At 66.7% G+C, this 22838-nt stretch carries 22 protein-coding genes; 16 read left to right on the top strand and 6 right to left on the bottom strand.

Translation table 11 applies throughout. From position 1 onward, the window contains the following. Window positions 1-125: 125 nt before the first annotated feature. Complete coding sequence (locus AC3G88_RS23715) at window positions 126-1694, bottom strand: hypothetical protein (protein WP_488774123.1); 1569 nt, start codon at window positions 1692-1694, stop codon at window positions 126-128. Window positions 1695-2390: 696 nt separating this feature from the next. On the opposite strand from AC3G88_RS23715, the gene AC3G88_RS23710 reads away from it, so the two are divergent. From AC3G88_RS23710 to AC3G88_RS23695, 4 genes are all read left to right on the top strand, one after another. After that, window positions 2391-3173, top strand: a complete 783-nt coding sequence (locus AC3G88_RS23710; RefSeq protein WP_029050775.1) for a GntR family transcriptional regulator — start codon at window positions 2391-2393, stop codon at window positions 3171-3173. 99 nt (window positions 3174-3272) lie between these two features. After that, the gene (locus AC3G88_RS23705; protein WP_488774124.1) at window positions 3273-4289 is read left to right on the top strand and encodes a tripartite tricarboxylate transporter substrate binding protein; all 1017 of its coding nucleotides are present in this window, start codon (window positions 3273-3275) and stop codon (window positions 4287-4289) included. Then, window positions 4286-5605 (top strand): 3-isopropylmalate dehydratase large subunit, encoded by a 1320-nt coding sequence (locus tag AC3G88_RS23700; RefSeq protein ID WP_488774125.1) that lies wholly within the window; start codon window positions 4286-4288, stop codon window positions 5603-5605. The genes AC3G88_RS23705 and AC3G88_RS23700 overlap by 4 nt, the downstream gene beginning before the upstream one ends. Next, window positions 5602-6126 (top strand): LeuD/DmdB family oxidoreductase small subunit, encoded by a 525-nt coding sequence (locus AC3G88_RS23695; RefSeq protein WP_488774126.1) that lies wholly within the window; start codon window positions 5602-5604, stop codon window positions 6124-6126. The genes AC3G88_RS23700 and AC3G88_RS23695 overlap by 4 nt, the downstream gene beginning before the upstream one ends. On the opposite strand, the gene AC3G88_RS23690 is transcribed toward AC3G88_RS23695, so the two are convergent. After that, window positions 6101-6856, bottom strand: a complete 756-nt coding sequence (locus tag AC3G88_RS23690) for a phosphoribosyltransferase (protein ID WP_400395336.1) — start codon at window positions 6854-6856, stop codon at window positions 6101-6103. The genes AC3G88_RS23695 and AC3G88_RS23690 overlap by 26 nt on opposite strands. 341 nt (window positions 6857-7197) lie before the next feature. Between AC3G88_RS23690 and AC3G88_RS23685 the strand changes: the two genes are divergently transcribed. Further along, window positions 7198-7362, top strand: coding sequence for a hypothetical protein (locus tag AC3G88_RS23685; RefSeq protein WP_194946549.1), 165 nt, complete (start codon window positions 7198-7200; stop codon window positions 7360-7362). Window positions 7363-7427: 65 nt separating this feature from the next. Here the strand turns inward: AC3G88_RS23685 and cynS are convergent, their stop codons facing one another. Then, entirely contained in the window at window positions 7428-7871 is a 444-nt protein-coding gene (gene cynS / locus AC3G88_RS23680) for a cyanase (protein ID WP_066737728.1), read from the bottom strand. 59 nt (window positions 7872-7930) lie between these two features. Beyond that, window positions 7931-8071: a hypothetical protein gene (locus tag AC3G88_RS23675; protein WP_488774128.1), complete on the bottom strand. Its 141-nt coding sequence runs from the start codon at window positions 8069-8071 to the stop codon at window positions 7931-7933. Between the two features lie 564 nt (window positions 8072-8635). On the opposite strand from AC3G88_RS23675, the gene AC3G88_RS23670 reads away from it, so the two are divergent. From AC3G88_RS23670 to AC3G88_RS23640, 7 genes are all read left to right on the top strand, one after another. Continuing rightward, window positions 8636-8761, top strand: coding sequence for a hypothetical protein (locus tag AC3G88_RS23670; protein WP_029050781.1), 126 nt, complete (start codon window positions 8636-8638; stop codon window positions 8759-8761). A 71-nt stretch (window positions 8762-8832) separates the two neighbouring features. Beyond that, a complete protein-coding gene (locus AC3G88_RS23665) occupies window positions 8833-9138 on the top strand; it encodes a hypothetical protein (RefSeq protein ID WP_488774129.1) in 306 nt (101 codons plus the stop codon). 835 nt (window positions 9139-9973) lie between these two features. Then, complete coding sequence (locus AC3G88_RS23660) at window positions 9974-10915, top strand: helix-turn-helix transcriptional regulator (protein ID WP_488774130.1); 942 nt, start codon at window positions 9974-9976, stop codon at window positions 10913-10915. A 195-nt stretch (window positions 10916-11110) separates the two neighbouring features. Then, window positions 11111-11659 carry a cupin domain-containing protein gene (locus tag AC3G88_RS23655; RefSeq protein WP_488774131.1) on the top strand — a complete coding sequence of 183 codons (549 nt, stop codon included), beginning with the start codon at window positions 11111-11113 and terminating at the stop codon, window positions 11657-11659. 107 nt (window positions 11660-11766) lie between these two features. After that, a complete protein-coding gene (gene gmd, locus AC3G88_RS23650; protein ID WP_488774132.1) occupies window positions 11767-12957 on the top strand; it encodes a GDP-mannose 4,6-dehydratase in 1191 nt (396 codons plus the stop codon). Further along, the gene (locus AC3G88_RS23645; protein WP_488894058.1) at window positions 12950-13939 is read left to right on the top strand and encodes a GDP-L-fucose synthase family protein; all 990 of its coding nucleotides are present in this window, start codon (window positions 12950-12952) and stop codon (window positions 13937-13939) included. Before gmd ends, AC3G88_RS23645 begins: the two co-directional genes overlap by 8 nt. A gap of 17 nt (window positions 13940-13956) precedes the next feature. Further along, a complete protein-coding gene (locus tag AC3G88_RS23640; protein WP_488774134.1) occupies window positions 13957-15405 on the top strand; it encodes a hypothetical protein in 1449 nt (482 codons plus the stop codon). Window positions 15406-15706: 301 nt separating this feature from the next. On the opposite strand, the gene AC3G88_RS23635 is transcribed toward AC3G88_RS23640, so the two are convergent. Next, window positions 15707-17110, bottom strand: a complete 1404-nt coding sequence (locus tag AC3G88_RS23635; RefSeq protein ID WP_488774135.1) for a polysaccharide biosynthesis protein — start codon at window positions 17108-17110, stop codon at window positions 15707-15709. 310 nt (window positions 17111-17420) lie between these two features. On the opposite strand from AC3G88_RS23635, the gene AC3G88_RS23630 reads away from it, so the two are divergent. From AC3G88_RS23630 to AC3G88_RS23615, 4 genes are all read left to right on the top strand, one after another. Then, window positions 17421-18692, top strand: a complete 1272-nt coding sequence (locus tag AC3G88_RS23630) for a glycosyltransferase WbuB (protein WP_488774136.1) — start codon at window positions 17421-17423, stop codon at window positions 18690-18692. 116 nt (window positions 18693-18808) lie between these two features. Then, window positions 18809-19429 (top strand): putative colanic acid biosynthesis acetyltransferase, encoded by a 621-nt coding sequence (locus AC3G88_RS23625; protein ID WP_488774137.1) that lies wholly within the window; start codon window positions 18809-18811, stop codon window positions 19427-19429. Window positions 19430-19466: 37 nt separating this feature from the next. Continuing rightward, on the top strand, window positions 19467-20612 hold the full coding sequence (locus tag AC3G88_RS23620; protein ID WP_488774138.1) for a glycosyltransferase family 4 protein: 1146 nt from the start codon (window positions 19467-19469) through the stop codon (window positions 20610-20612). Window positions 20613-20614: 2 nt separating this feature from the next. Beyond that, a complete protein-coding gene (locus AC3G88_RS23615; RefSeq protein WP_488774139.1) occupies window positions 20615-21841 on the top strand; it encodes a glycosyltransferase family 4 protein in 1227 nt (408 codons plus the stop codon). A gap of 73 nt (window positions 21842-21914) precedes the next feature. Here AC3G88_RS23615 and AC3G88_RS23610 read toward each other — a convergent pair whose 3' ends face one another. Next, window positions 21915-22673: a ChbG/HpnK family deacetylase gene (locus tag AC3G88_RS23610; protein WP_488774140.1), complete on the bottom strand. Its 759-nt coding sequence runs from the start codon at window positions 22671-22673 to the stop codon at window positions 21915-21917. Window positions 22674-22838: the final 165 nt, after the last annotated feature.

Here is a 22838-nt window from a genome sequence, read left to right as displayed (position 1 = left end):
CTTCGGACCTGCAGGCTTTCGACATGACAGCGCAAACGCAACCGCGCGCCGCGCTGTCCTGTCATTCGATCCTGGCGGGCCGTGCCGCTCCGTGCGGAGCGGCACAGACCACGCGTCAGGACGGCTTACTTCCCAACTTGCATGTTGGCCTGCACATTGACGCTTTGTTGCACCAGCGATGCCATGCCGCTGTTCTGGTTGGCGATCATGATGCCCGCGGCCGATTGACCGACACTGGTCATGGCGTTGGACATGTTGAAGGTACCGGCATCGACGTAGTTGGTGCCGCCAGAGCCGCCAGCGCCACCGACCGCACCATTGCCGGTACCGCCCGTGCCGCCCTGGCCAACACCGCCAGCACCACCCACACCGCCAGCGCCCGAGGTGGCGCCCACGGCGCCGTTGCCGGCCGTGGCGCTGCCGTTCGAGGCCGAGGTCGATGCACCACCGTTGGTGGAAGTACCGCCGGCGCCGCCGTTGCCGGCCAGGCTGGTTTGCGCACCGCCGTTGCCGCCGGTACCCGAGCCAGCACCGCCCGTGGAGGCGCCTGCCGTGGCGGTTCCAGTACCGCCAGCGCCGCCCGTGCCAGTGCCCGCACCGGCGCTTGCCGTCGCCGCTGCGGCGCCGCCTGCCGCGCCTGCACCGCCCGTGCCCGTGCCGGTTGCACCCGTGCCAGTGCCAGTGCCAGTGCCCGTGCCCGTACCGGTGCCGGAACCCAGGCCGCCAGCGCCGGCCGTTGCCGTACCGGTGCCCGCATTGCCTGCGCCACGGTCATTCGACTGGTTCGATGAGCCGCTGCTGCCACCAGCACCCAGGCCGCCGCCCAGGCCTGCGCCCAGACCGCCACCCAGGCCGGAGCCGCCGCTGCCACGAGCCGAGCCACCGTCGCCGCCCGCGCCGCCACGCGACCCGGAGCCTGCGCTGCCGCCCGCGCCCAGGGCAGAACCGCCACGGCCGCCAGCACTGAGGCTGGCCGACAGGGCATCGCCGCCATAGCCGCGGCCGCCGCTGCCGGCGCCGCCAAGGCCGGACGCCGCGCCGCCGGCGCCGCCGGTGCCAGCCGTCGAGCTGCCATTGCTTGCGGCACCCGCCGTGGCGCTGCCGTTGGTGGCCGAACCGCCGCTGCCGCCAGCGCCGCCATTGCCGCTGGCGCCGCCATTGCCGCCATTACCGCCCGTGCCACCGTTGCCCGTGCCGCCCGTACCATTTCCGCCTGCGCCGCCCGTCGCGCCGTTGGCGCCACCGCTGTTCGTGGCGTAGTTGCCGATGTTCGAGATGGCATTGCCTGACACCGTGCCGCTCAGCCTGCTGACAGCCAGGGCCCGGCTGCTGTTGAACGAGTTGGTGAAGTTGGCGGTTGCGGAGCTGCCGTTGGCGGCAGCCGCGTTACCGTAGCCGGACATGTCCTGGTCGGTACGGTTGCGCGAGTTCGTGGCGGTCGACGTCCGGGTGGACGTCCGGTTCGACGTCAGCGTTGCCGTCCGTGTATCGGTGCTGGTGGTGGTGCTACGGTCGGAGTTGTCCTGAGTCGCAGTGGAATTCTCGTTGGCGTGGTTTCCCGGTCCGGACTGCGTGGAAGTCGCCGTGGCCGTCTGATCGTTGCCGCCTCCGGTGGTGTTGTTGTTCGTCGGATTCGCCCAGGCCGTGCCTGCAAAAACCAGGGTAATCGCCGACGCAAGTAAAGTCTTTTTCATACGAAGCTCCCAGGAAGTTTGTACTGCGGCTCAGCCTCCGGCCGGCGCTCTCGAGAACATCGGCTGGAGGTTCAGGTCCGGCACGGTGACCAGACCAGCCTCCCCTTGCGCATATTCAGTGCCAGCCCGCAAGCACATCGCAGAATTCTGTTGAAATACAACGGCTCCCGGACGCGCTTGAAGGAACTTTCGGGATGGATTCGCGCCTATCGGCCCGCGCCGGCCTGTGCTTGGCAGTAGACATGTCACAGGGCTGTGACACCGGTTCCGGCCGGTAGTCGGCCAGCATCCAACACCCCGCCGAAAACCCGCCTTCATTCAAGGAGTTAGCGCGCACCTTCCCGCCAACCCACATGGCCACGCGGCGTAACGGCCATGAAACAGGCGGCCGGCGATGATCTGTACGCCGCTCTCGGGCCGCCGCGGTCATTCAGGGGTTATCCAGAGGTCATCCATGCGGCGGCACATGGACAGGGGGCCCGCGGGTTGCCCGCACAGGCAACCTGCACGCGACGGGAATCGCATGGATCAGGCAACGTTTCTTGCGGAACCTGGATGCTGCGACGGCCGCCGCCTTTAAATGTGTCGTAACACAGTAGCCGGGACGCCGCAGCGGTGTTTCATGCTAGGCTCTATGTCTGATTTACAGTACATTAGTCGCGTCAACACTTGTTAGCGCATTCGCCAGGGCAAACCATGAGTGAAGCCGTCGTCCCCCTGTATCACCAGATTTACGTGGTGCTCCGCCAGCAGATCGTGGAAGGCCGTTTCGGCCAGGGTCCGCTGCCTGGCGAGATCGACCTAGCCAAACAGTTCCATGCGTCTCGCGTGACGATGCGTCGCGTGTTCGACCGCCTGGTGCAGGAAGGCCTGGTCCGCCGGCACCGCGGTCTGGGCACCTTCGTGAACCCGCACCCGGTCAAGCCGCAGGCCGCCGAGGAACGTGTCACCAGCCTGCTCGGCACCATCATCGACATGGGCGAGAAGACGGCGGTCAAGGTCATCTCGATCGACGAAGTGCATGCCACGCCGGAAGTGGCCGAGGCACTGCAGATCCAGGTGGGCGACCCCGTCATCAAGATCGTGCGCGTGCGCCACTACAAGAGCCGGCCGCTGTCGCACATCACCACGTACCTGCCTGCCGACCTGGGCCGCCCGCTGGCGCGCAAGGACCTCGAGTCCACGCCGATGCTGCGCCTGCTGGAAGCCGCCGGTGTCGAGCTGGGCCGCGCGTCGCAAGTGCTGACCGCGCGCCTGGCCGATGTCGTCGTGGCGCCGCTGCTCGACGTCCCCGTGGGCGGTGCGCTGCTGGCGGTACGCCGTGTGGTGCTGGACAAGGCCGGGCGCCCGGTGCAGCTGCTGATGGGCCAGTATCGTCCCGACCGCTATGAGTACCGGATGGAACTGTCCCCCATGGGCGGCGGCGACAGCGCGAACGTGTGGGTGGAAAACGAAACCCGCACCGGCCTGCGCGACTGATCGCGGCGCAGGGATATCCCCGCGCCCCAAAGCCTTTTCCGGGCCAGACATTTCGGGCCATACTGCGCACTCCAGATCACACTGCGAGGAGCCTTTGTCATGCCAGTCATTCGCCCGGGCGCGCATCATCCGGCCCGCACCCCCACCCGACCAGGCCGCCGCCGCGCGCTTGCGCTGCTGGCCCTGGCATCATTGCTGGCAGTGCCGGCCGCCCATGCGGCCATTGCCGGCGGCAAGCCGATCCGCATTCTGGTGGGGGCTCCCGCCGGCGGCACCACCGACACGCTGGCCCGCACCATCGCGCAGGAACTCTCGCAGACGCTTGACCAGCCCGTGGTGGTCGAGAACCGTCCCGGCGCCGGCGGCAACATCGCCGCCGACATGGTGGCCAAGAGCCCGGCCGACGGCACCACGCTGCTCATGAGTTTCACCAGCCATACGATCAACGCGTCGCTGTACAAGAAGCTGCCGTTCGATCCGATCGCGGACTTCACGCCGATCACGCTGGTGGCCAATGTGCCGAGCGTGCTGGTCGCCACGCCGAAGCTGCCCGCCAACAACATTCCCGAACTGATCAGGCTGGCACGCGCCGAACCCGGCAAGCTCAATTTCGGCATCGGGTCGGTGGGCTCGTCGGTGCATCTGGCCGGCGACATGTTCAAGATGATGACGGGCACGTACATCGTCAATATTCCGTACAAGGGCACCACCCCCGCCATCACCGACCTGCTGGCCGGCCAGGTGGACCTGATGTTCGCCAGCACCATCAACGTGGCGCAGCATGTCAAGGCCGGCAAGCTCAAGGTGCTGGGCGTGACCAGCCCCACGCCGCTACCGCAGTTTCCCGGTGTGCAGCCAATCGGCGCGACCGTGAAGGGCTTCGAGTCGAGCGCCTGGTTCGGCCTGTTCGGTCCGGCCAACCTGCCGCCCGAGATCACACAGACGATCTATCAGGCAGCACGCCATGGCCTGGAACAGCCAGCCGTGCGCAAGCGTCTGGAAAACGACGGTGCCCAGCCCAGCGCCATGCCGCCCGCCGAATTCGCCAATTTCGTGAAGCAGGACGTCAAACGCTGGGCCACGGTGGTGAAGTACTCCGGAGCCCAGCCGGAATGACCCTGTCCAGCGGCAACGCCGTCGACCCCCTGCAGCTGCCGGCGACGCTCGCGCAAAAACTGGTTGCGCGCGCGGCCGGCACGGCCCATGTCACACCGGGCAGCATCGTGATGTGCAAGGTCGACCTGGCGATGTCGCACGACTCCAGCGGGCCGCGCCGCGTGGCGCCGCTGTTGCGGGAACTGGGCGCCCGGGTGTGGGACCCATCGCGCTATGTCGTGGTCACCGACCACTATGTACCTGCTGCGGACCCCGATGCCGAAGCCATCGTGCGCTTCACGCGCGACTGGGTGCGCGAGGCCGGCATCCCCCATCTGATCGACAACCAGGGCATTTGCCATCTGGTGCTGCCCGAGCGGGGCTTCGTGCTGCCGGGCCGCTTCATCGTCGGTGGCGACAGCCACAGCCCCACCGGCGGCGCCTTTGGCGCGTACATGTTCGGCGTGGGCGCCACGGAAATGGCCGGCGTACTGGCCACGGGCGAAATCTGGCTGCGCGTGCCGCAGACCATCCGCCTGGACTGGCACGGCAAGCTGGCCGAGGGCGTCTGCGCCAAGGACATCATGCTGTTCCTGTGCGCCACGCTGGGCCTGGCAGGCGGCCGCTACGAGGCCATCGAATTCACCGGCACGGCGATTGCCGCCATGCCGATGCAGGAGCGCATGACGCTCACCAACATGTGTACCGAACTGGGTGCGCAGACGGGACTGATCGCGCCCGATGCCACGACCATGGCGTGGCTGGCGCAGGCCGGAGTGGCCACGGCAACGCTGGCGGCCATCGACCCGCGCCAGTGGCGCAGCGATGCCGATGCGCCGGTGCTGCTGACGCATCGCTTCGACGCCACGACGCTCGTGCCGTATGTGGCCGCGCCGCACAGCCCGGCCAATGGCGCGCCCGTGACGCAGGCTGCCGGTCAGGCGATCGACATCGCCTATATCGGCGCGTGTACCGGCGCCAAGCTCGAAGACCTGCGCATGGCGGCAAGCGTGCTGCGCGGGCGCAAGGTGGCTGCCGGCATGTCGCTGCGCGTGGCGCCGGCGTCGGCGCGCGACCAGCAACTGGCCCTGCACGAAGGCACGCTCGGCGTGCTGCTCGATGCCGGCGCCGAACTGCTGCCGAACGCCTGTAACGCCTGCGCCGGCTACGGCGCCAGCCGCTTTCCGGCCGGCAGCCGGGCGATAGCCTCGACCGCACGCAATTTCGCGGGCCGCATGGGCGACGCCGGCAGCGCGGTCTGGCTGGCATCGCCGATGACCGTGGCGGCCACCGCCGTCACGGGCAGGATCACCGACCCTCGGACGCTGCTGGCATGACCGTTGCACCCGATTTCTCCCATCCGCCCGCAGGACGCATCTGGCGCTTTGGCGACGATGTGGATACCGACGCCATGGCGCCGGGTCCGTACATGAAGTCCGGCCTCGACGAACTGGCGCGCCATTGCCTGGAGAACCTGCGCGCGGACTTTCCCACGCATGTCCGGCCGGGCGACATCGTGGTGGCGGGCACCAATTTCGGGATGGGATCGTCGCGCGAGCAGGCCGCGCAGGCGCTCAGGCATCTGGGCGTGGCCGCCGTACTGGCCCGGTCGTTCGCGGGCCTGTTCTACCGGAATGCGATCAACATCGGCCTGCCCGTGCTGGTCTGCCAGCAGGCCGATACGCTGATCGATGCCACGCGCGTCACATTCGATCTCGACGGCGCGCAAGTGCGGCTGGAGGACGGCTCCCGCGTGGCATGCGAACCGGTGCCCGACTTCCTGCGCGCCCTGCTGCATGCGGGCGGCCTGGTGCCTCACCTGAAAGTGCGCCTCAGCGGGCAAACGGGCCGTCCCTGAGCGGCAGATCGCCACGGGGCCGTGCCGCCGGGTGCGGCAGCGTGGACGCGCACCGGGCCTCGCGCAGCAGCGTCATGGCCTCGTCGTCCGACGTCTGGGTGAAATCAAGATAGAACGCACCGACCGCGCCGAAGCTGGCGGGCGTGTTGAGGCAGACGACTTCGTCGGCGACTTCGCGCAGCGTGTCGAGCCCCTGCGCGGAGCCCACCGGCACGGCGGCCACGATACGCGCCGCCCGCGCCATGCGCGCGGCATCGAGCGCGGCACGCATCGTCGCGCCCGTCGCCACGCCATCATCGACCACGATCACGCATCGGCCTGCCATTGCCACCACAGGGCGCCCCTGCCGATAACGCTGCTGGCGGCGGCAGATCTCGCCAAGCTGCCGTCCGCGTTCTGCATCGAAGGCACCCGATTCCACCGCCCGCTGCACCCAGGGGTCGTCGTTGATGACCGTATGCGGGCCGTGGCCGCTGTCATCCCCCTCCACCACGGCACCGAGCGCCAGTTCGGGGTAGCCCGGTGCGCCGATCTTGCGGACCAGCAGGATGTCCAGCTTGCCCTCCACAGCCAGCGCCACCTCGTGGGCGACAGGTACACCGCCACGCGGCAAGGCCAGCACCAGCGGCGGATCTCCGTCGGCACGACGCGCATAGCCAAGTTCGACCAGGCGGCGGCCCAGATACTGGCCCGCCTCGCGGCGGTCGGCAAAGCAGGGCGGCAGGCTCATGGCGGGCTCCCGCATCAGATGGCGTGAAAGTGAATGACCGCTTACGAATCGCTTGCGGCGCGCGTTCCACAGCCACTATAGACCCCGGGCGTGCGGGCGGCGGGGGATTTTCTCTGTCCGGGTTGCGTCGGCCGGCTGCGCGGTTTGTTGCGCATACGCCGCTATCACGGCGATAGGCGCCGGCGATTGATCCTGTAACTGGAACAGTCTTTTCAGCGTCCGCCCGATGATCTCGGCGCGATGGTTCCGTACGATTGCTGCGGGGCGACAAATTCCGCCCGACCACCAATCCCGTGCAACGCGGCGGCCCACAAGCCGCCCCCGACTGAGTGAGCGTTATCGTGAATCCGCAACACATCTCCCGCCCTGACGACGTGGCCGATCGCACCGAGGCCGATCTCGACATCCCGTTTGGTTCGCTGGAAGCGGCCGCCATGGCCGAACTGCCCTACACGTTCCGCCCGACGGGCACGTGTGCGCGCTACTACCAGGAATACTTCGGCTGAATCGGGGCTGGCCTTGCGCCGGCAATGGGGCAAGGCCGCGCAAGGCGGCCGCCCCCCGCCAGGCTTCAGTAGGTCTTGTAAGGCAGGAACTTCCCGGACATCTCGATCCGCACGCGGTCTCCGTTGGGATCGGCCTCGCGCTGCAGGTCCATCCGGAAATCGATGGCGCTCATGATGCCGTCGCCGAATTCCTCGTTGATCAACGCCTTGAACGTGGTGCCGTACACGCTGATCAATTCATAGAACCGGTAGATCAGCGGGTCAGTGGGTACCTGCGTCGGCAGAGATCCTTTATAGGGAACGGTTCGCAGCCACGGCTCCGCCTCGGCGGGCAGGTCGAAGATCTCCATCACGGCGCGTGCGCCGGCCTCGTCGAAGGTCATCTGGCCCAGGCAGGCGGCGGTCGTCCATTCCTTGCTTTTGCCCACGCGGTCGGCCACCTGGGCCCACGAGATACCGCGCGTTACCTTGGCTTCGATGATGAGGTCGGTCACGTCCTGGCGATTCATGTCGGTTGCTCCGGTCTGGTGTGAATGGTGTTTCCCGGAGAACCTGCGCGCCGGCGCGGTTAGGGCGACTGCGTGCGCTCGATGACCGCTACGGCATCGGCCGGGCCATCGTCGAACCTTGCCCGTGCGAACTGGGGCACGGTAAGCGGGCTCAGCCCTTCAAGTGCCTGCAGAACCAGCACGATGAACATGACCGGCATGACGTCCTCCCTCCGGGAATACGGCAAACAGACTGGCGCAAGCTTCGTGCCATCGCTCCGGCACGTACTTTGGGATATTCGGCGGGTGCGATGACGCATCGTGGGGCGTTCGACATCGCGCCGCCACCCCCGATGGCGCGGCGCACGCACCGCCACGGGGAACCGGCAACGCATCCGGCATGCCCCAAGCGTACCCGTTTCTGCGGAGAACGTCGCGGACGTCGCTTGCGATGACACGAGCCGCCAAGGCGTGCGAGGCGCCCTCGCAAACGGATACGGCAGCGGCCGACACCGCAGCGGACATCGCCGAATCTTTGCAGGACTCATTTCCGATGTAACGCCACATTACCTGCTGCTGACCCGTCAGACATCTTTCGGACGCCTACGTCACATTCCTGCAAACCCTTGCCCTATAAGCCTTTGCGGGTGGCATCGGCGTGCACGGGGAAACTGGCCGGGACCGGACCGCATGTGAGACAGGCTTACAAGTGCAACCGCGTTCGCACAGTGTGCGCCGCTAGAGTGAACCCGTGTTCAACGCGAACCGGATACGGAGTCCCTCTCATGAAACGCGCAATTGCCCTGGCCATCCTGCTGACCACCACCAGCGCCCTGCTGTCGGCGTGCATCGTGGTGCCGCCGCGTGGCCCGCACTATCACCACGACTACTACCGCGGCGGGCGCTACTAAGTGAATCGCGCCTGACGATCGACCGCTTGCTTCCCTCATATTTCCGGCGCCCTCGCCTCAAGGAGATCCACATGAAACGCCAGATCCTGCTTGCTGCCACCGTCCTTGCCACGGGTGGCGTCTTTGGACTGCTGTCCCCTGCCGCGCAGGCCCACGGGTACTACGACAACCCGCCCCCGGCCCCGCGCCACGAGGTACGGCCGGCACCGCGCCCGGGACAGGTCTGGGTGCCGGGACACTACGACCGCGCCAGCAACGGGTATGCGTGGCGTGGCGGCTACTGGCAGTCGGCGCGCCACGGCCAGCGTTATGTGCCGGACCGCTGGGTGCATGGCCCGCACGGCTGGTACAAGCGCCCCGGCTACTGGGGACGCTGATGTCCGGCAACGCCGGATAAGTCCGCGCATGCGCGTGCCCGACCGTTGATGCCGCGGACGATCATGGCAACCGATACGGCATCAAGACAGCGAAGCGGGCCGGACCCACGGGCATGGGGTCCGGCCCGCAACGCTTTCCGGAACGTGCCGCAGCAGCCACCCCGGGCAGGTTGAAGGCCGGGAGACCGCAACGGTACAACGCGATTTTCTTTCGTGCCGAGGCACGATCCGCCCTTCATCCTTTTGCACTAGTCCGACGGAATCCCCACCAAAGTCGCAGCGGAAAATACTGACATCCGGAACATTTTCGAGGGGTTTCAGCAATGCGTCACCAAACACCATTTCCGTTAATGCCACACCCCCCAAGCGGGTGAGTTTTTGATATTCACCACACCATTTTCATTCCGATCGGTTGCATGCGTGAAACAACTTGCCGGCATGATGTATCAATCGTGAAACCCCTGTGGCAGAGCCGGCTGGATGGCTTTGCAAATACTTCTCCAGCCATATGCACGATCCAGGCAATGGATTATGAGGTGGAGTGCATTACATCTCCACATCAACCCCAACCCGTGCGCTTGCATTCGTACCAACCAGCCCATAAGATGAATTTAAGTTTCGATTTAGGAGCGAGATTTTCTTTCGGGTTAAGGTACGGGTCATACTTCTGGTCGCGCGGACAAGCCCTTCTAACAAGCGGGCGTCGACAGACACGGAAGCACGGGGTTACAGCTGAAGCAAGCGGTGCCATCCACGGTGGTCCGCACAGTGCAGCGGTGTAGTTCCCACACGCAAAGCGTCCCGCATCTCACCCACAAACGGGGAGTCAAGAAGAATGAACGCCTTGCTGATCGAGGAGCATCCGCTGCTCCGGCTCGGGCTGCTGCAGATGCTCGAAACCATCCAGGAATCCGGACATGTACTGGCGCTGGCGCCAGCCGACATCAACCGCCTGGAGATCCCGCACCGAAACGCCGACCTGTTGGTCTTCGGCATGCCTGCCGACCAGGCCACCGGCTGGGAACAGCTGGAACAGGCCCGGGAACGGCTGACGCCACAGCGCATCCTGGTTCTGTCCGACAGCCTTCCGCTGCATGTGCCATCGCCCGACGCCGCACGCGGCATCTGCGGCTGCCTGCCCAAATCGGCATCGCTGGCCGTGATCGAGGCCGCCATCCGGCTGGCCATATCCAGCGTGCAGGGACTGATGTTCGCCGGTGACGCCGCGGCACCGCCCGTGGCCTCGCGGTCGGCCATGCCGGCCACCACGTCGCTGGCGTCTGCGGCCCCGCTGCCGCTGTCGCCAGTCACACCGCAGGACGCGGCTTCGCCATCGGCCTGCGCCAGTGCCATGCGTGCCGCAGTGGCAGTCCGCGACCTGACCAGCCTGCGCCCTGGCACACCCATCGCCGCGGCGCCCGTCGCGCCCGCCCACGGCCTGCCGATGGCCGAGGAAGAGCCCAGCTACGACGAAGCGGAGATGCTCAAGATCACGCCGCGCCAGTACGAAGTGCTGGTGCTGCTGGCGCGCGGCTATCCGATCAAGACGGTCAGCCGCATGCTCAATATCTCCGTGGCCACGGTGAAGAGCCACGCCTGCACGCTTTACCAGCGACTCAAGGTGCGCAACAAGGGCGAGGCGGTCTATGCGGCTCTGCAGCGCGGCGCGACGCTGGAGTGGGTCAATGGCGACCCGCATTCCGCACGCGCGGCCAGCGCACGCAAGCCGCTTTCGCGCCTCGATGACGCTTCCTTCGAGACCGGCCTGCCTCTCTAGAAGACGCCGTCGCGCTACCTCAACAGTCGGGCGCCGGCATCACGCGGCGCCCGCTTTGTTTTGGGACCACGCATGGCGCGGCGTTTCGCCGACGGTCCTGTTTCATGCGTGCGTTTTCGCACATTTCCACCTGGCGTGATCGGCAACGATTGCCTCTCGCCCCCACGGCGGCCCAACGTGACAGGAGGAACTTCCATGCTCGGCAGCCCCAAAGCCGATCCGCGACATCTCCCACACTCTGGCGTCTTCGGCCATACCAGCGCCATGCCGGACCAGCCGAGCCCGATAGAGCCCACCTGGATTCGTGCTGGCACGCCCGTCACCCGCTGCCGCGATCACTCCGCGACGCACGACGGCGGCGCGTGGACCACGATCTGGGATTGCACGCGCAGCAAGTTCGACTGGCACTATCAGTTCGACGAAGTCGTCGTCATCCTCGAAGGCAGTGTGCGGGTCACGGACTGCCATGGCATGAGCCGCACCCTTTGCCAGGGCGACGTGGCGTATTTTCCGTACGGCTCCTCGTGGGTGTGGGAGGTTGACCACTACGTGCGCAAGATCGCCTTTTGCCACGCCTCGATTCCGCCCGGAATGCGGCTCCCGGTCCGCGTGGCGCGCCGTCTGGCGCGTGGGCGGCACGGCAAGGCCGGGCTGCTTGCGCGCTTTGGCGATCGGCTGGCCCCTGTGCTGCGTCGCACGGGACGCGTGGCCGCCACCGTCGTCCTGATGGGAGTGCCGCTCTGAGGCCGTACTGCGCGCGGGAGGGCCGGCCGACTATGTGGGATACCAGACAGTGACACCCCTGCGCCGCCCATAGAGTCCATCCCATCCGCAACCAACATGTGACGGTCATGGGCGCAAGCGATCTGGAAAAACTCGACAATCAGGCGGCGCAGCTGCCGCGTGGACGCAACGGTACCCGTCGCGCGCTGATCACTGGTATCACCGGCCAGGACGGCTCGTACCTGGCGGAATTCCTGCTGGAGAAAGGCTACGAGGTCCACGGCATCAAGCGGCGCAGTTCGCTGTTCAACACGGATCGCATCGACCACCTTTACCAGGACCCGCAGGCGGACAACCGCCGGCTTATCCTGCATCACGGCGACATGACCGATACGGCCAGCCTGGTGCGCGTGGTGCAGCAGTCCCAGCCCGACGAGATCTACAACCTGGCCGCGCAAAGCCATGTCCAGGTGTCGTTCGAAGAGCCCGAATACACCGCCAACACCGATGGCGTCGGCACGCTGCGGCTGCTCGAGGCGATGCGCATCCTGGGGCTGGAAAAGGACACGCGGTTCTACCAGGCGTCCACGTCCGAACTCTACGGCCTCGTGCAGGAGATCCCGCAGAAGGAAACCACGCCGTTCTATCCGCGCAGCCCGTATGCGGCCGCCAAGCTGTACGCCTACTGGATCACGGTGAACTACCGCGAGGCCTACAACATGTACGCCTGCAACGGCATCCTGTTCAACCACGAAAGCCCGGTGCGCGGCGAGACGTTCGTCACGCGCAAGATCACGCGCGCGATCGCCCGGATTGCGCTGGGGCTGCAGGACACGCTTTATCTGGGCAACCTGTCCGCGCTGCGCGACTGGGGCCATGCCCGCGATTACGTGGAGATGCAATGGCTGATGCTCCAGCAATCCGTGGCGGAAGACTTTGTCATTGCTACCGGCGAACAGCACAGCGTGCGCGAATTCGTGGCATGTGCGGCGCAGCGCCTGGGCATCACGGTCACGTTCGAAGGCAGCGGCGTGGACGAGGTGGGCATCATTTCGGCGATCCACCACGATGGCCGGCAGTTGTCGTCCCGCTGCAAGGTGGGCGATGTGATCGTGCGCGTTGACCCCCGATACTTCCGGCCCACGGAGGTGGAAACGCTGCTTGGCGACGCCACGCGGGCTCGCGAAAAACTGGGCTGGACGCCGCGCATCAGCTTCACGGAGCTGGTCAATGAAATGATCGAGGCGGACTTTCTTTCCGCCCGCCGCGATGCGCTGGTCAAAATGGCAGGCTTCAGGACATACGACCACCATGAATAAAGATATCCAGAGAATCTTCATCGCAGGCCACCGGGGCATGGTCGGCTCCGCCATTGCCCGTGCACTTTCCACGCGCGATGACGTGGAACTTGTCTTGCGCACGCACAGTGAACTCGATTTGACCGACCAGCTGGAGGTCCGGCACTTCTTCGCGACCGAGCGGATCTCCCAGGTCTACCTGGCGGCCGCCCGCGTCGGGGGCATCCACGCGAACGATACGTACCCCGCCGAATTCATCCAGCAGAACCTGATGATCGCGGCCAATGTGATCCACGAGGCGTGGAGCAGCGGCGTCAACCAACTGCTGTTCCTGGGGTCGAGCTGCATCTATCCGAAGCTTGCGGCGCAGCCCATCCAGGAATCGGCGCTGCTCAGCGGACCCCTGGAGCCCACCAACGCGCCGTATGCGGTGGCCAAGATCGCCGGGATAATGCTGTGCGAAAGCTATAACCGCCAGTACGGCTCCGACTATCGGTGCGTGATGCCCACGAACCTGTACGGCCCGGGCGACAACTACCACCCCGAAAACAGCCACGTCATCCCGGCACTGCTCCGGCGCTTCCACGAAGCCAAGCTGGCGGGTGCTTCGGAAGTCAGCATCTGGGGCTCGGGCACGCCGTTGCGCGAATTCCTGTACGCGGACGACCTGGCGCGCGCATGCGTGCACGTGATGACGCTGTCGAGCCAGGTCTACCGCAAGCATGCGGGCGCACCAGGCTTCCTCAACGTGGGCACCGACGAGGAAGTGACGATCCGCGACCTGGCACTGCTGGTTGGCAAGGTGGTCGGCTTCGAGGGGAACATCCGGTTCGACACCACGCGCCCGGACGGCACGCCGCGCAAGCGGCTCAACAGCAGCCTGATCAATGCCACCGGCTGGCGACCCCTCATGGCGCTGGAGACGGGCCTGCGGATCGCGTACCAGGATGCCCTGTCGACCAAACGGCTGCCGGAATTCCTCGCAATGGAAACCCCCGCATAGCAAGTAGGGAGGACATCATGCGCCTGTCGGCCGGGTCCCTCTGGGACATGTTGCTGGCGACGACGCTGTTCGGGATCGTGGGCTATTGCCACGCGATCTCGAACATCGATTCGCCGATGCTTCTGCTGTCCACCCTGTTGCTGGCGGCGACCGTCGTCATGCACTGGATGGTCCACGCGCGCGAGCGCGAGCCGTCGCTGGGAGACTCGGGGGTCCTGCTGTTCGAGATCCTGTTCCTGGTCGTGGCGCCCGCGGTGCAGCGCGCCTACTTCGACGGGCAGATGGTGAACACCGCCACGCTGTCCGAGGCGCCCGCCGTGGCCACCAACCTGCTGTGCACGCTGTTTATCATGGTGTATGTCGGCGCGCGCTGCTACATCGCCAGGCGCGACCGGTACCAGCGTCCGCGCCCGGGCCCTCGCCAGGCGCACCCCGCCCACCACGGCTACGCGGCACGGTTGACCGTGCCGCGCGGCTTCGTCCTGGCTGGCGTGGCCGCCGTGGCGGCAGCACTTTCCTGGCAGTCGATCGACCTGCGGGCGCAGTCCGAAATCATCGAGGCTACGCCGCAGTACCTGCTGCAGCAGAAGTTCCTGTGCTTCCTGCCCGTTCCCGCTTTGCTGATGCTGGTGAACGTAAAGGGCTGGAAACTGCTGCGCCAGCCGTTCTGGCTGCTGTTGGCCCTGTTCCTGCTGGTCTGCGTGTTCTTCGCGCAGAATCCGCTGATCGAGAAACGCAACGCCATCGGCCCAGTCTACCTGGGGCTCATGCTGCTGGTGGTGCCGTGGTTCTCGCGCACGTCACGCCGGCAGGCCGCCACGCTGTTGTTGCTGACCGGCGTCTTTTTTCCGTTGCTGTCGGTCTTCACTCACGCGGACATGACGTCCTGGCGTCCTACCGACGTGCTCGACCCCTGGATATACTTCGAGCACTTCATCGATCTGCATTACGACGCCTGGGCCAATATCTCCACCGTGCTCGAAATGGTGAACATGAACGGCGTGCGCTATGGCGAACAGCTGCTGGGCAGCCTGTTGTTCTTCGTGCCCCACACGCTATGGGAAGCCAAGCCGCATGCCACCGGCATCGATATCGGCCAGTTCCTGATGGTCTACTACAAGCTCGAATTCGATAACCTGTCGGCGCCGCTGATCGCGGAAGCCTATATCGACTTCTCCGTGTTCGGTGTCATTGCCTACGCCGTCGGCCTGGCGTGGTGCGTGCGCCTGCTCGACCGCCTGTACCGCGCCGATGGCCCCGTGGCCCGGCCCGCCGGTATCTATTTCGCCCTGTTCCTGATCTTTGCGCTGCGAGGCGCCTTGATGATTGCGGTGGCCTACGGCAGCGGCGCCGTGCTGGCGTTCATGACGATCGGCTGGTTCGTCGGCGGCAGGCGGAAGCGTCGTGTCCCGCGCAGCCAGCGCGTGCAACTGCCACGAACACAGCCGGCCCGCGCTGCTCACTGACATCGGCCGGGCGGTTCGCTGCCCGGTGGCTTCGCCAGCCTCGCTGCACCCAGACAAACAAAACGCCCCGCGGCATTCGGCACGACGGGGCGTTCTGCATTGGCTCTGGGGTGTTTCGTTGCGAATGGCGGATCATGACCGGCCACACCGGCCGACCGTTCCCGGCCGGCCATTCGCGACGGCACTGGCGCCGAATACCGTGGCGGGCGGCTCCTGCCGCTCCTCCCGCTCCTGCTACACGGGACCCGGGCCTACGACTGGCCTGGCGCCCTCCTCTCTGCGCCTTGCGCTCGCCGCCAGATCAGTGCCTTCCGGCAAGTCGGCCGCGACGGATCAGGCCCACGGCCCGCGTCGGCGTCATCCAGAGCGCGGTCACCGCATTGGCGGCGATCAGGATGGCAACGATGTTCGGAAAGTTCACGGCGTGGCAGGCGTAGAGCACGATGCAGCCCACGGAGGCGGCCACGAACTCCATCGTGCCGATGTTGCCCAGGCTGCCGAATGCCTGGCCGCCCATCAGCACGGGCGTGCTCGCGGCCGAGGTCACCAGCACGGCAAAGTACACGGCACACAGCGCCGCCAGGCCATTGGAGATTACGTACTCGTGGGCGGTCCACAGCGATACCGCCGCGCTTCCGGCCACGGCCGCGACGGCAATGGCCAGCAGGCCGTAGCTGATGTAGCACGTGGCCAGCCTGCGGTACGTGCGCGACACCCAGCGCCAGTCGCCCGCCAGCATGTTGCGATGGATGATGGGCCAGAGCGGCTGGTTGATCATGAAGACGAAGCTGTGCAGCAGCATGATGGCGCGGAACAGCAGGGCCAACAGCGCGGCGTCGCGCGGCATGCCCATTTCGTAGCAGAGCAGCACGGTGCCCTGCTGCAGGAACGCCACCGCAAGCTGGGCCTGCACCAGCGCACGCGTGTTGCCGGCCAGTTCCCGGGCGAACGATTTCCCGGGATACGAGTGTGGCCGTCCGACGCGTATCAGCACGGTCGTCATATTGAACACGCGCAACAGGATGAAGCCGAGCTGGCTGGCCACGAACAGCAGCGTCACGTCCACATGTTCCTGGCCGGGTTCACGCGCGAACGTCACCAGCAGGATGAACACGACGTTCAGCACGCTGCCCCCCGCCGTGATCAGGTTGTTGACGTGCTGGCGATGCTGCCCCTGGTTCACGGCTTCGCCCACGGACAGCACGGTCAGCATGGCGTAGCAGATCAGCGCCGCCGTGAACAGACCGTAGTGACTGGCGGAGAACAGGTTAACGCCGCTGGACTCCAGCGTCGGCCGCAGGATCAGCACCAGCGCCACCACCGATGCGAAGATGGCCGACAGGCCGCCGACCGACACCGCCAGCACGCCCGGAAGCAGGCCCCCCTTCTTGTCATCGGCGGCGATCGACGTGATCGTGGGCCAGACGCCGATCGCCACGAGCGACAGCCATGCCGAGATGCCGAAATAGACCATCATCGCGCTGAAATCGTCGGGGGCCAGCACCTTGGCAAACAGCGGGATACTCACCACCTGCAGCCCGATGCTGCACGCTTTGGACACCATCGAGCTTGCGACGGCCAGGCGCAACGCCCGGGTAGCCTGGCGCGCCCGTTCGGTCGCGCCCTGATCGCGGGAATCGCTTCCCTGAGGCGATATACCCATGGTCGTATCGCTCTCGAGCAGCCCGCCTTTTGTTGTCGTCACGCACGCCTCCGCATTGCCAGCAACCGTTGCACGCCCGCCCCGAATGGCCTGTGCGGCACATGCTGGAGCGTGGACTTCCGCAACGATGGAAAGTCCCGTCGCAGTGGAGGGTAGCCGCTTGCACCTCACATCTCTGTTCGCTCCCCCACAGGTGCGCAGCGCCGGGCACAGAGCGTGCGGCCTCGAACATTGCCGACGGCATGCGCTGCGTAGACTGCGAAGCTGGCTCGCCGAGCGGGGGTAGGCGCGCCCGGCGCAGTGCCATCCACGCCCCCCGCGTCCGCCGCACGGCGCCAGGACAGAACAAGCGATGAAAATCCTGCTCTATTGCCTCAACTATGCTCCCGAACTGACCGGCATTGGCAAGTACACCGGCGAGCAGGCGGAATGGCTGGCCGCCCGCGGCTACGACGTGCGGGTCATTACCGCACCGCCCTACTATCCCGCCTGGAAGGTCGATCCGGCCTACGCCGGCCTGCGTTACCAGCGAGAGATGCGCAATGGCGTCGACGTCATGCGGGCACCGCTCTGGGTTCCCGCGCGCCCGAGCGGCCTGAAGCGCGTGCTGCACCTGGCGTCGTTCGCGCTGACCAGCATCGGCTGGCTGGTGCGCCAGGCAAAGTGGCGCCCCGACGTGATCTTCATCGTCGAGCCGCCGTTGTTCTGCAGCCCCGCGGCATTGCTGTTCGCACGGCTGACCAATGCCAGGATCTGGCTTCACATCCACGACTACGAAGTCGATGCCGCGTTCGAACTGGGCCTGCTCAAGGGCAAATGGCTGCGCCGCATGGCCACGGCCCTGGAACGCTTTGTACTGACGCGCTTTGACCATGTCTCGTCGGTCTCGAACGCGATGGTGGCCCTGGCCAGGCGCAAGGGCGCCGACGAAAGCCGCCTGACCATGTTGCCGAACTGGCTGGACCTGCAGGGCCTTGCACGCCGCAGCGACGCCGACTACCGCAAGCGGCTCGGCATCCCGGCCGATGCCGTGATCGCCCTTTACTCCGGCACCATCGGCGCCAAGCAGGGCATCGAAATCCTGGCGGAGGCGGCGGAGCACCTGCGCGAACGGGAAAACCTGCATTTCGTCTTCTGTGGCGAGGGGGCCGGCGTCGAGGACCTGCGCACGCGGTGCAAGGGCCTGCCGCGCATCCACTTCCTGCCCCTGCAGCCGTGGGCGGACTTCTCCGCACTCCTGGCGGCGGCCGACATCCACCTGATGCCCCAGCGCGCCGACGCGGCGGACCTGGTGCTGCCGTCCAAGCTCGCGGCGATGCTTGCCAGCGGCAAACCCGTGGTGGCCACCGCCGCGCCGGGGACCGAACTGGGCAAGCTCGTCATCCAGTGCGGCATCGTGGTGGAACCGGGCGACAGTCTGGCGCTTGCCGAGGCCATCGTCACCCTTGCCGACGACCCGCTGCGCAGCCGCATGCTTGGCGCGGCGGGCAAGGCGTGGGCCGAGGCGCACCTGGACCGGGACGCCGTGCTTGCCACGTTCGAGGAAACGTTGCTGCGCCTGCTTTCCGCCGACACGATCGCCGCCACCGCCACCGCCACGGTCGACTCCGTCGGCGACTCGTGACGGTGCAGCGAGCTGGCGTGCGCCACGGTTCTGTGGGCTTCCGTACTGTAGATGCGGCGCTGCAGCGCCAGCATCGGGACATCGTTTCCGGTCCGCCGGATGAAGGGAGCCCCAACATGTTTCAGGATCTGTCGACCTTCCGGATGCCGCCCGGGTTTCGTGGCCGCTCGGCGCTGGTCGTGCAGCTCTGGTGGTGTGTGCAGAGCCTGCTGTTCCATCGCTCGCCCCAGTTTGCCAACGGCTTCCGCCGCTGGCTGCTGCGCTGCTTCGGCGCCCATGTGGGTCGCGACGTGGTGATTCGCCCGAGCGTACGGGTGACCTACCCGTGGAAGGTCAGGATCGGCGACTACGCGTGGATTGGCGATGGCGCCGAGCTGTACAGCCTGGCCGAGATCGAGATCGGCAACCACGCCGTGGTATCGCAGTACACCTACCTTTGCGCCGGCGACCACGACTACCGGCGCAGCGACTTCGCCATACGCGGCCGTCCGATACGCATCGCCGATGAAGCCTGGGTGGCCAGCCACTGCTTCGTCGCGCCGGGCGTCACGATTGGCCGCGGCGCGGTGATCGGCGCCCACAGTGCCGTGTTCCGCGACATGCCTGCCGGCATGGTCTGCATGGGAAGTCCGTGCCGCCCGCGGCGTCCGAGGCTGGACGACGCGCCGCCCGGCGACACATCGCCATCGCTTTCGGCCGGAGCGCCGCTGGACGTGGAAGCACTCCACGCCGACTAGACGGCCGCCAGGTCATTTCGCAGCCCAGGGACTGACGATGATCGACATCTATCACAACATGCTTTGGCCCAAGTACAAGGGCGCCGTGTTCACGGAGGCGTTTTCGCACGCGCGCGGCAAGGGGCAGGACGTACGCTTCTTCCACATCTCCGCCACCGGCTACGGCCGCTCGGCCTACAGCAGTGTCGACACCAGCTACCACCGGTACCCGTACCAGATCCTGTTCGACGCACCCTACGAGACCATTCCGGCGTGGAAGGTATCGCTGCGGCTGATGCGCGAGGTGTTCCGCTCGCGCAGCCGGCTGATCCTCATGCCCGGCTACCACCGGGTGGAGTTCTGGGCCATGCTGGCCGCCTGCATGCTGGCGGGCAAGCGCCGCGGCGTGTTCTGCGATTCGACCATGCGCGACCAGGCCGATCACCCGCTCAAGCGGCAGCTCAAGCGCTTTTTCTTCCGCCAGTGCGACGGCATCTTCGTCTACGGCCAGCGTTCCGCCGAGTACGTGATCGCCATGGGCGCCGATCCCGCGCGCATTGTCTACCGCTGCCAGGCCGCCGCACTGCCGCACACCTACAGCGCCGAGTCGGCCGCCAGCATGCGGCTGGCCAACGCGCCAGCGCCGGATCGTCCCCGCTTCCTGTTCGTGGGGCTGGTATGCCGCGCCAAGGGTATCGAAGACCTGTTACGCGCCTTTGTCGACGTTCGCCGCCAGCAGCCGGCGGCCACGCTGGTGCTGGCGGGGCCGGTCGTCGAGTCCGAACAGATGCCGCAGCTTGCCGAATCGCTAGGCATTGCCGATGCGGTGCAGTTCCTGGGGGCCATGGATATCGACCAGCTGGCGCAACAGTATTGCCGGGCTACCTGCCTGGTGCTGCCCAGCCACACCGAGGCCTGGGGCCTCGTCGTCAACGAGGCACTGAGCTTTGGCTGCCCGATCGTGGTGAGCGATTGTTGCGGCTGCATTCCCGAGCTGGTCCAGGACGGACTGACCGGCCACACCTTTGTCACGCGCGACGTGGCCGACCTGAGCCGTACCCTGCTGCGCGCCACCCGGAGCTTTGCCGACGTCGCCGTGACGATGCGGCGCTGCCTGGACGTGGCCGCGCAATACTCGCCGGAGTGCGCCGGCCGCTCGATCATGGAAGGCTGCCTCAAGATACTGGAGGATGCACGAGCATGACCATGCCCAACGCTTTCGGGCCGATTGCCAAACAGCCCGCCGAAGCCGGCACGCCAGCCGCGCCCACGCCGCGTATCGAGTCCGACCGGCCGCCTGCGGCACTGGCCCGGCCCGTGGTCTTCCTGGGGCCCTTGCCGCCGCCGCACAACGGCTTTTCGGCATCGAACCAGCGCATGCTCGACCGCATTCGCGAACATGCGCCGGTGGAGGTGCTCGACGTGGCCAAACGGGCCTCGGGGCGCGCGGCAGGCCTGAAGGCGCTTGCCAACCGCGCACGGCAGTTGTGGCGCCTTAGCCGCCTGATCGTGAACGAGCGGCCCCACACGCTGTATCTCGGTCTGTCCGGCGGCTTCGGGCAGTTGCTCGACGCACCGTTCGTGGCGCTGGCAAACCTGGCGGGCATGGCCATCTACTTCCATCACCACAGCTTTGCCTACATCAACCGCGCCACCTGGTACACCCGCCTGATCATGCGTTGCGCGCCGCGCGCCCGGCACCTGGTTCTGTGCGACACGATGGGCGCCGAGCTGTCCCGCATCTACGGGCTGCCGCCAGGCAACGTCCAGGTGCTGTCGAACCTGAGCCTGATCGACCTGCCGGCCGCGTCCGCGCTGGCGTCGGCCGAGGCCCCGCCCCCGGAAGCGGCCGACGAGGCGATCCGTGTCGGCTTCCTGTCGAATATCACGGCGGCCAAGGGCATCTTCACGTTCTTCGAGGTCGTGCGGCTGGCGCAGGAAATCGGCATGCCGGTCTGCGCGCGTATCGCGGGGCCCGTGGCGCCCGACATCCGCGCCCGGTTCGATGCCGAGCTGGCCCGCACCCCGTGCGTGCGCTACCTGGGGCCGGTGCACGGCGCACAGAAGGAAGCATTCTTCCGCCATCTGGACGCGCTGCTGTTCCCGACGACCTACCACAACGAGGCCGCGCCGCTGATCCTGCTGGAGGCGCACAGCCACGGCGTGCCCGTGATCACCAACGATCGCGGCTGCATCGGCTCGATGATCGATGACTGCAACGGGGTGCTGGTGCCGCGCGACGCCGACTTCGCGGAGTACGCCATCGCCTGGCTGCGCAAGCTGATGACACCGGACGGCCACGCCGAGGCCCGGCGCGCCGCGCTGCTCATCCATTTTCAGGCGCAACGGCAGCGCGCCGAGGACGTGCTGGACCGCACGATTGCCGCCATCAGCGCGCACAAGGCGAACAGCAACGCGGCCCACAACGCGTGACCCAATGACGGCCGGCCTCGAAGTTCGAGGCCGGCGACGTCGCTGGACAAGGGAACGAAGCCCGGATGGGACCTCAGATGTCGTGGTAGCGCATCAGGGTGATGCCGGCATCCTTAAGCACGGTGTGGAGCGGGCCCGGGTCCATCAGCGGCGCGCCCTCTTCCTGGCGCCACGTCTCGGTGTAGCCCGGATGCACCGACATCTCGGTGACTCCCTCCGGCAGGATGGCGGGCAGTTGCAGCGCCCAGCCGCGCTGGCGCGTATCGGCGCCGACATAGAAGTCCGGGCTGCGCAGGCCGCCAAAGTGTCGCAGCAGCAACACGTTCATGGCGCCGCGCACGTGGTTCTTCATGAAGTAGCAGTTCTGGGGCCGCCGCACCCGCGAGATGCCGGCGCGCAGCATTTCATCGCGCAGCACGCGCATGATGGCCGGGTACTTGTGCATGTGGCCATGGCCATCCACGTGCGACACATCCACGCCCTGGTCGCGCAGTTCCTCCAGCTGCAGCCGGAATTCGCGCCGGATATCGGCCGCGTCGATCAGGCCGGCCATGGCCCGCGCGCGCTGGATCTTCGGCGGGAACAGCGAGCCGTCCTTGCGGCACAGTGAACTCGACGCGGGCGGGCGCCAGCCTTCCACGATGTTGAAATGCAGCCCGAAGGACTTGCGGTGCTGGTTGTCCCGGGCGTACCTGCAGGCCTGCGCCGTGGCGGGCCGGCCGGCCAGGATCGTGGCGCTGGTCAGCAGACCGGCCTCGAAGCAGGCGACCGTGGCCCTGAAGGTATCGTCGTCGTAGCCAAAATCGTCGGCATTGATGATCACGCCCCTCATTGGTCTCTCCGTGGTTGTGCAACGCCAAATGCCCATGGCGGATGCCGATCCGCCGCTTGCAGCCACGATATGCGGCACCGCAGCGGGCACTCGGTGCGATACGCAACGTTAGCCGGGCGCGCTTCTGCACCAATGTGCGAGAGCGCACCGATAGTGCACTTTGCA

This window comes from Cupriavidus sp. 86D6 (assembly GCF_057815095.1).
This window is presented reverse-complemented; position numbering and strand designations above follow the sequence as displayed.

Coding starts and splice junctions, on each gene's coding strand:
- AC3G88_RS23690 (WP_400395336.1), bottom strand. CDS start 6,856: ATGAGCCTGCCGCCCTGCTTTGCCGACCGCCGCGAGGCGGGCCAGTAT.
- AC3G88_RS23640 (WP_488774134.1), top strand. CDS start 13,957: ATGCGCCTGTCGGCCGGGTCCCTCTGGGACATGTTGCTGGCGACGACG.
- AC3G88_RS23705 (WP_488774124.1), top strand. CDS start 3,273: ATGCCAGTCATTCGCCCGGGCGCGCATCATCCGGCCCGCACCCCCACC.
- AC3G88_RS23710 (WP_029050775.1), top strand. CDS start 2,391: ATGAGTGAAGCCGTCGTCCCCCTGTATCACCAGATTTACGTGGTGCTC.
- AC3G88_RS23620 (WP_488774138.1), top strand. CDS start 19,467: ATGATCGACATCTATCACAACATGCTTTGGCCCAAGTACAAGGGCGCC.
- cynS (WP_066737728.1), bottom strand. CDS start 7,871: ATGAATCGCCAGGACGTGACCGACCTCATCATCGAAGCCAAGGTAACG.
- gmd (WP_488774132.1), top strand. CDS start 11,767: ATGGGCGCAAGCGATCTGGAAAAACTCGACAATCAGGCGGCGCAGCTG.
- AC3G88_RS23655 (WP_488774131.1), top strand. CDS start 11,111: ATGCTCGGCAGCCCCAAAGCCGATCCGCGACATCTCCCACACTCTGGC.
- AC3G88_RS23630 (WP_488774136.1), top strand. CDS start 17,421: ATGAAAATCCTGCTCTATTGCCTCAACTATGCTCCCGAACTGACCGGC.
- AC3G88_RS23670 (WP_029050781.1), top strand. CDS start 8,636: ATGAAACGCGCAATTGCCCTGGCCATCCTGCTGACCACCACCAGCGCC.
- AC3G88_RS23665 (WP_488774129.1), top strand. CDS start 8,833: ATGAAACGCCAGATCCTGCTTGCTGCCACCGTCCTTGCCACGGGTGGC.
- AC3G88_RS23695 (WP_488774126.1), top strand. CDS start 5,602: ATGACCGTTGCACCCGATTTCTCCCATCCGCCCGCAGGACGCATCTGG.
- AC3G88_RS23645 (WP_488894058.1), top strand. CDS start 12,950: ATGAATAAAGATATCCAGAGAATCTTCATCGCAGGCCACCGGGGCATG.
- AC3G88_RS23660 (WP_488774130.1), top strand. CDS start 9,974: ATGAACGCCTTGCTGATCGAGGAGCATCCGCTGCTCCGGCTCGGGCTG.
- AC3G88_RS23615 (WP_488774139.1), top strand. CDS start 20,615: ATGCCCAACGCTTTCGGGCCGATTGCCAAACAGCCCGCCGAAGCCGGC.
- AC3G88_RS23625 (WP_488774137.1), top strand. CDS start 18,809: ATGTTTCAGGATCTGTCGACCTTCCGGATGCCGCCCGGGTTTCGTGGC.
- AC3G88_RS23610 (WP_488774140.1), bottom strand. CDS start 22,673: ATGAGGGGCGTGATCATCAATGCCGACGATTTTGGCTACGACGACGAT.
- AC3G88_RS23700 (WP_488774125.1), top strand. CDS start 4,286: ATGACCCTGTCCAGCGGCAACGCCGTCGACCCCCTGCAGCTGCCGGCG.
- AC3G88_RS23715 (WP_488774123.1), bottom strand. CDS start 1,694: ATGAAAAAGACTTTACTTGCGTCGGCGATTACCCTGGTTTTTGCAGGC.
- AC3G88_RS23675 (WP_488774128.1), bottom strand. CDS start 8,071: ATGCCGGTCATGTTCATCGTGCTGGTTCTGCAGGCACTTGAAGGGCTG.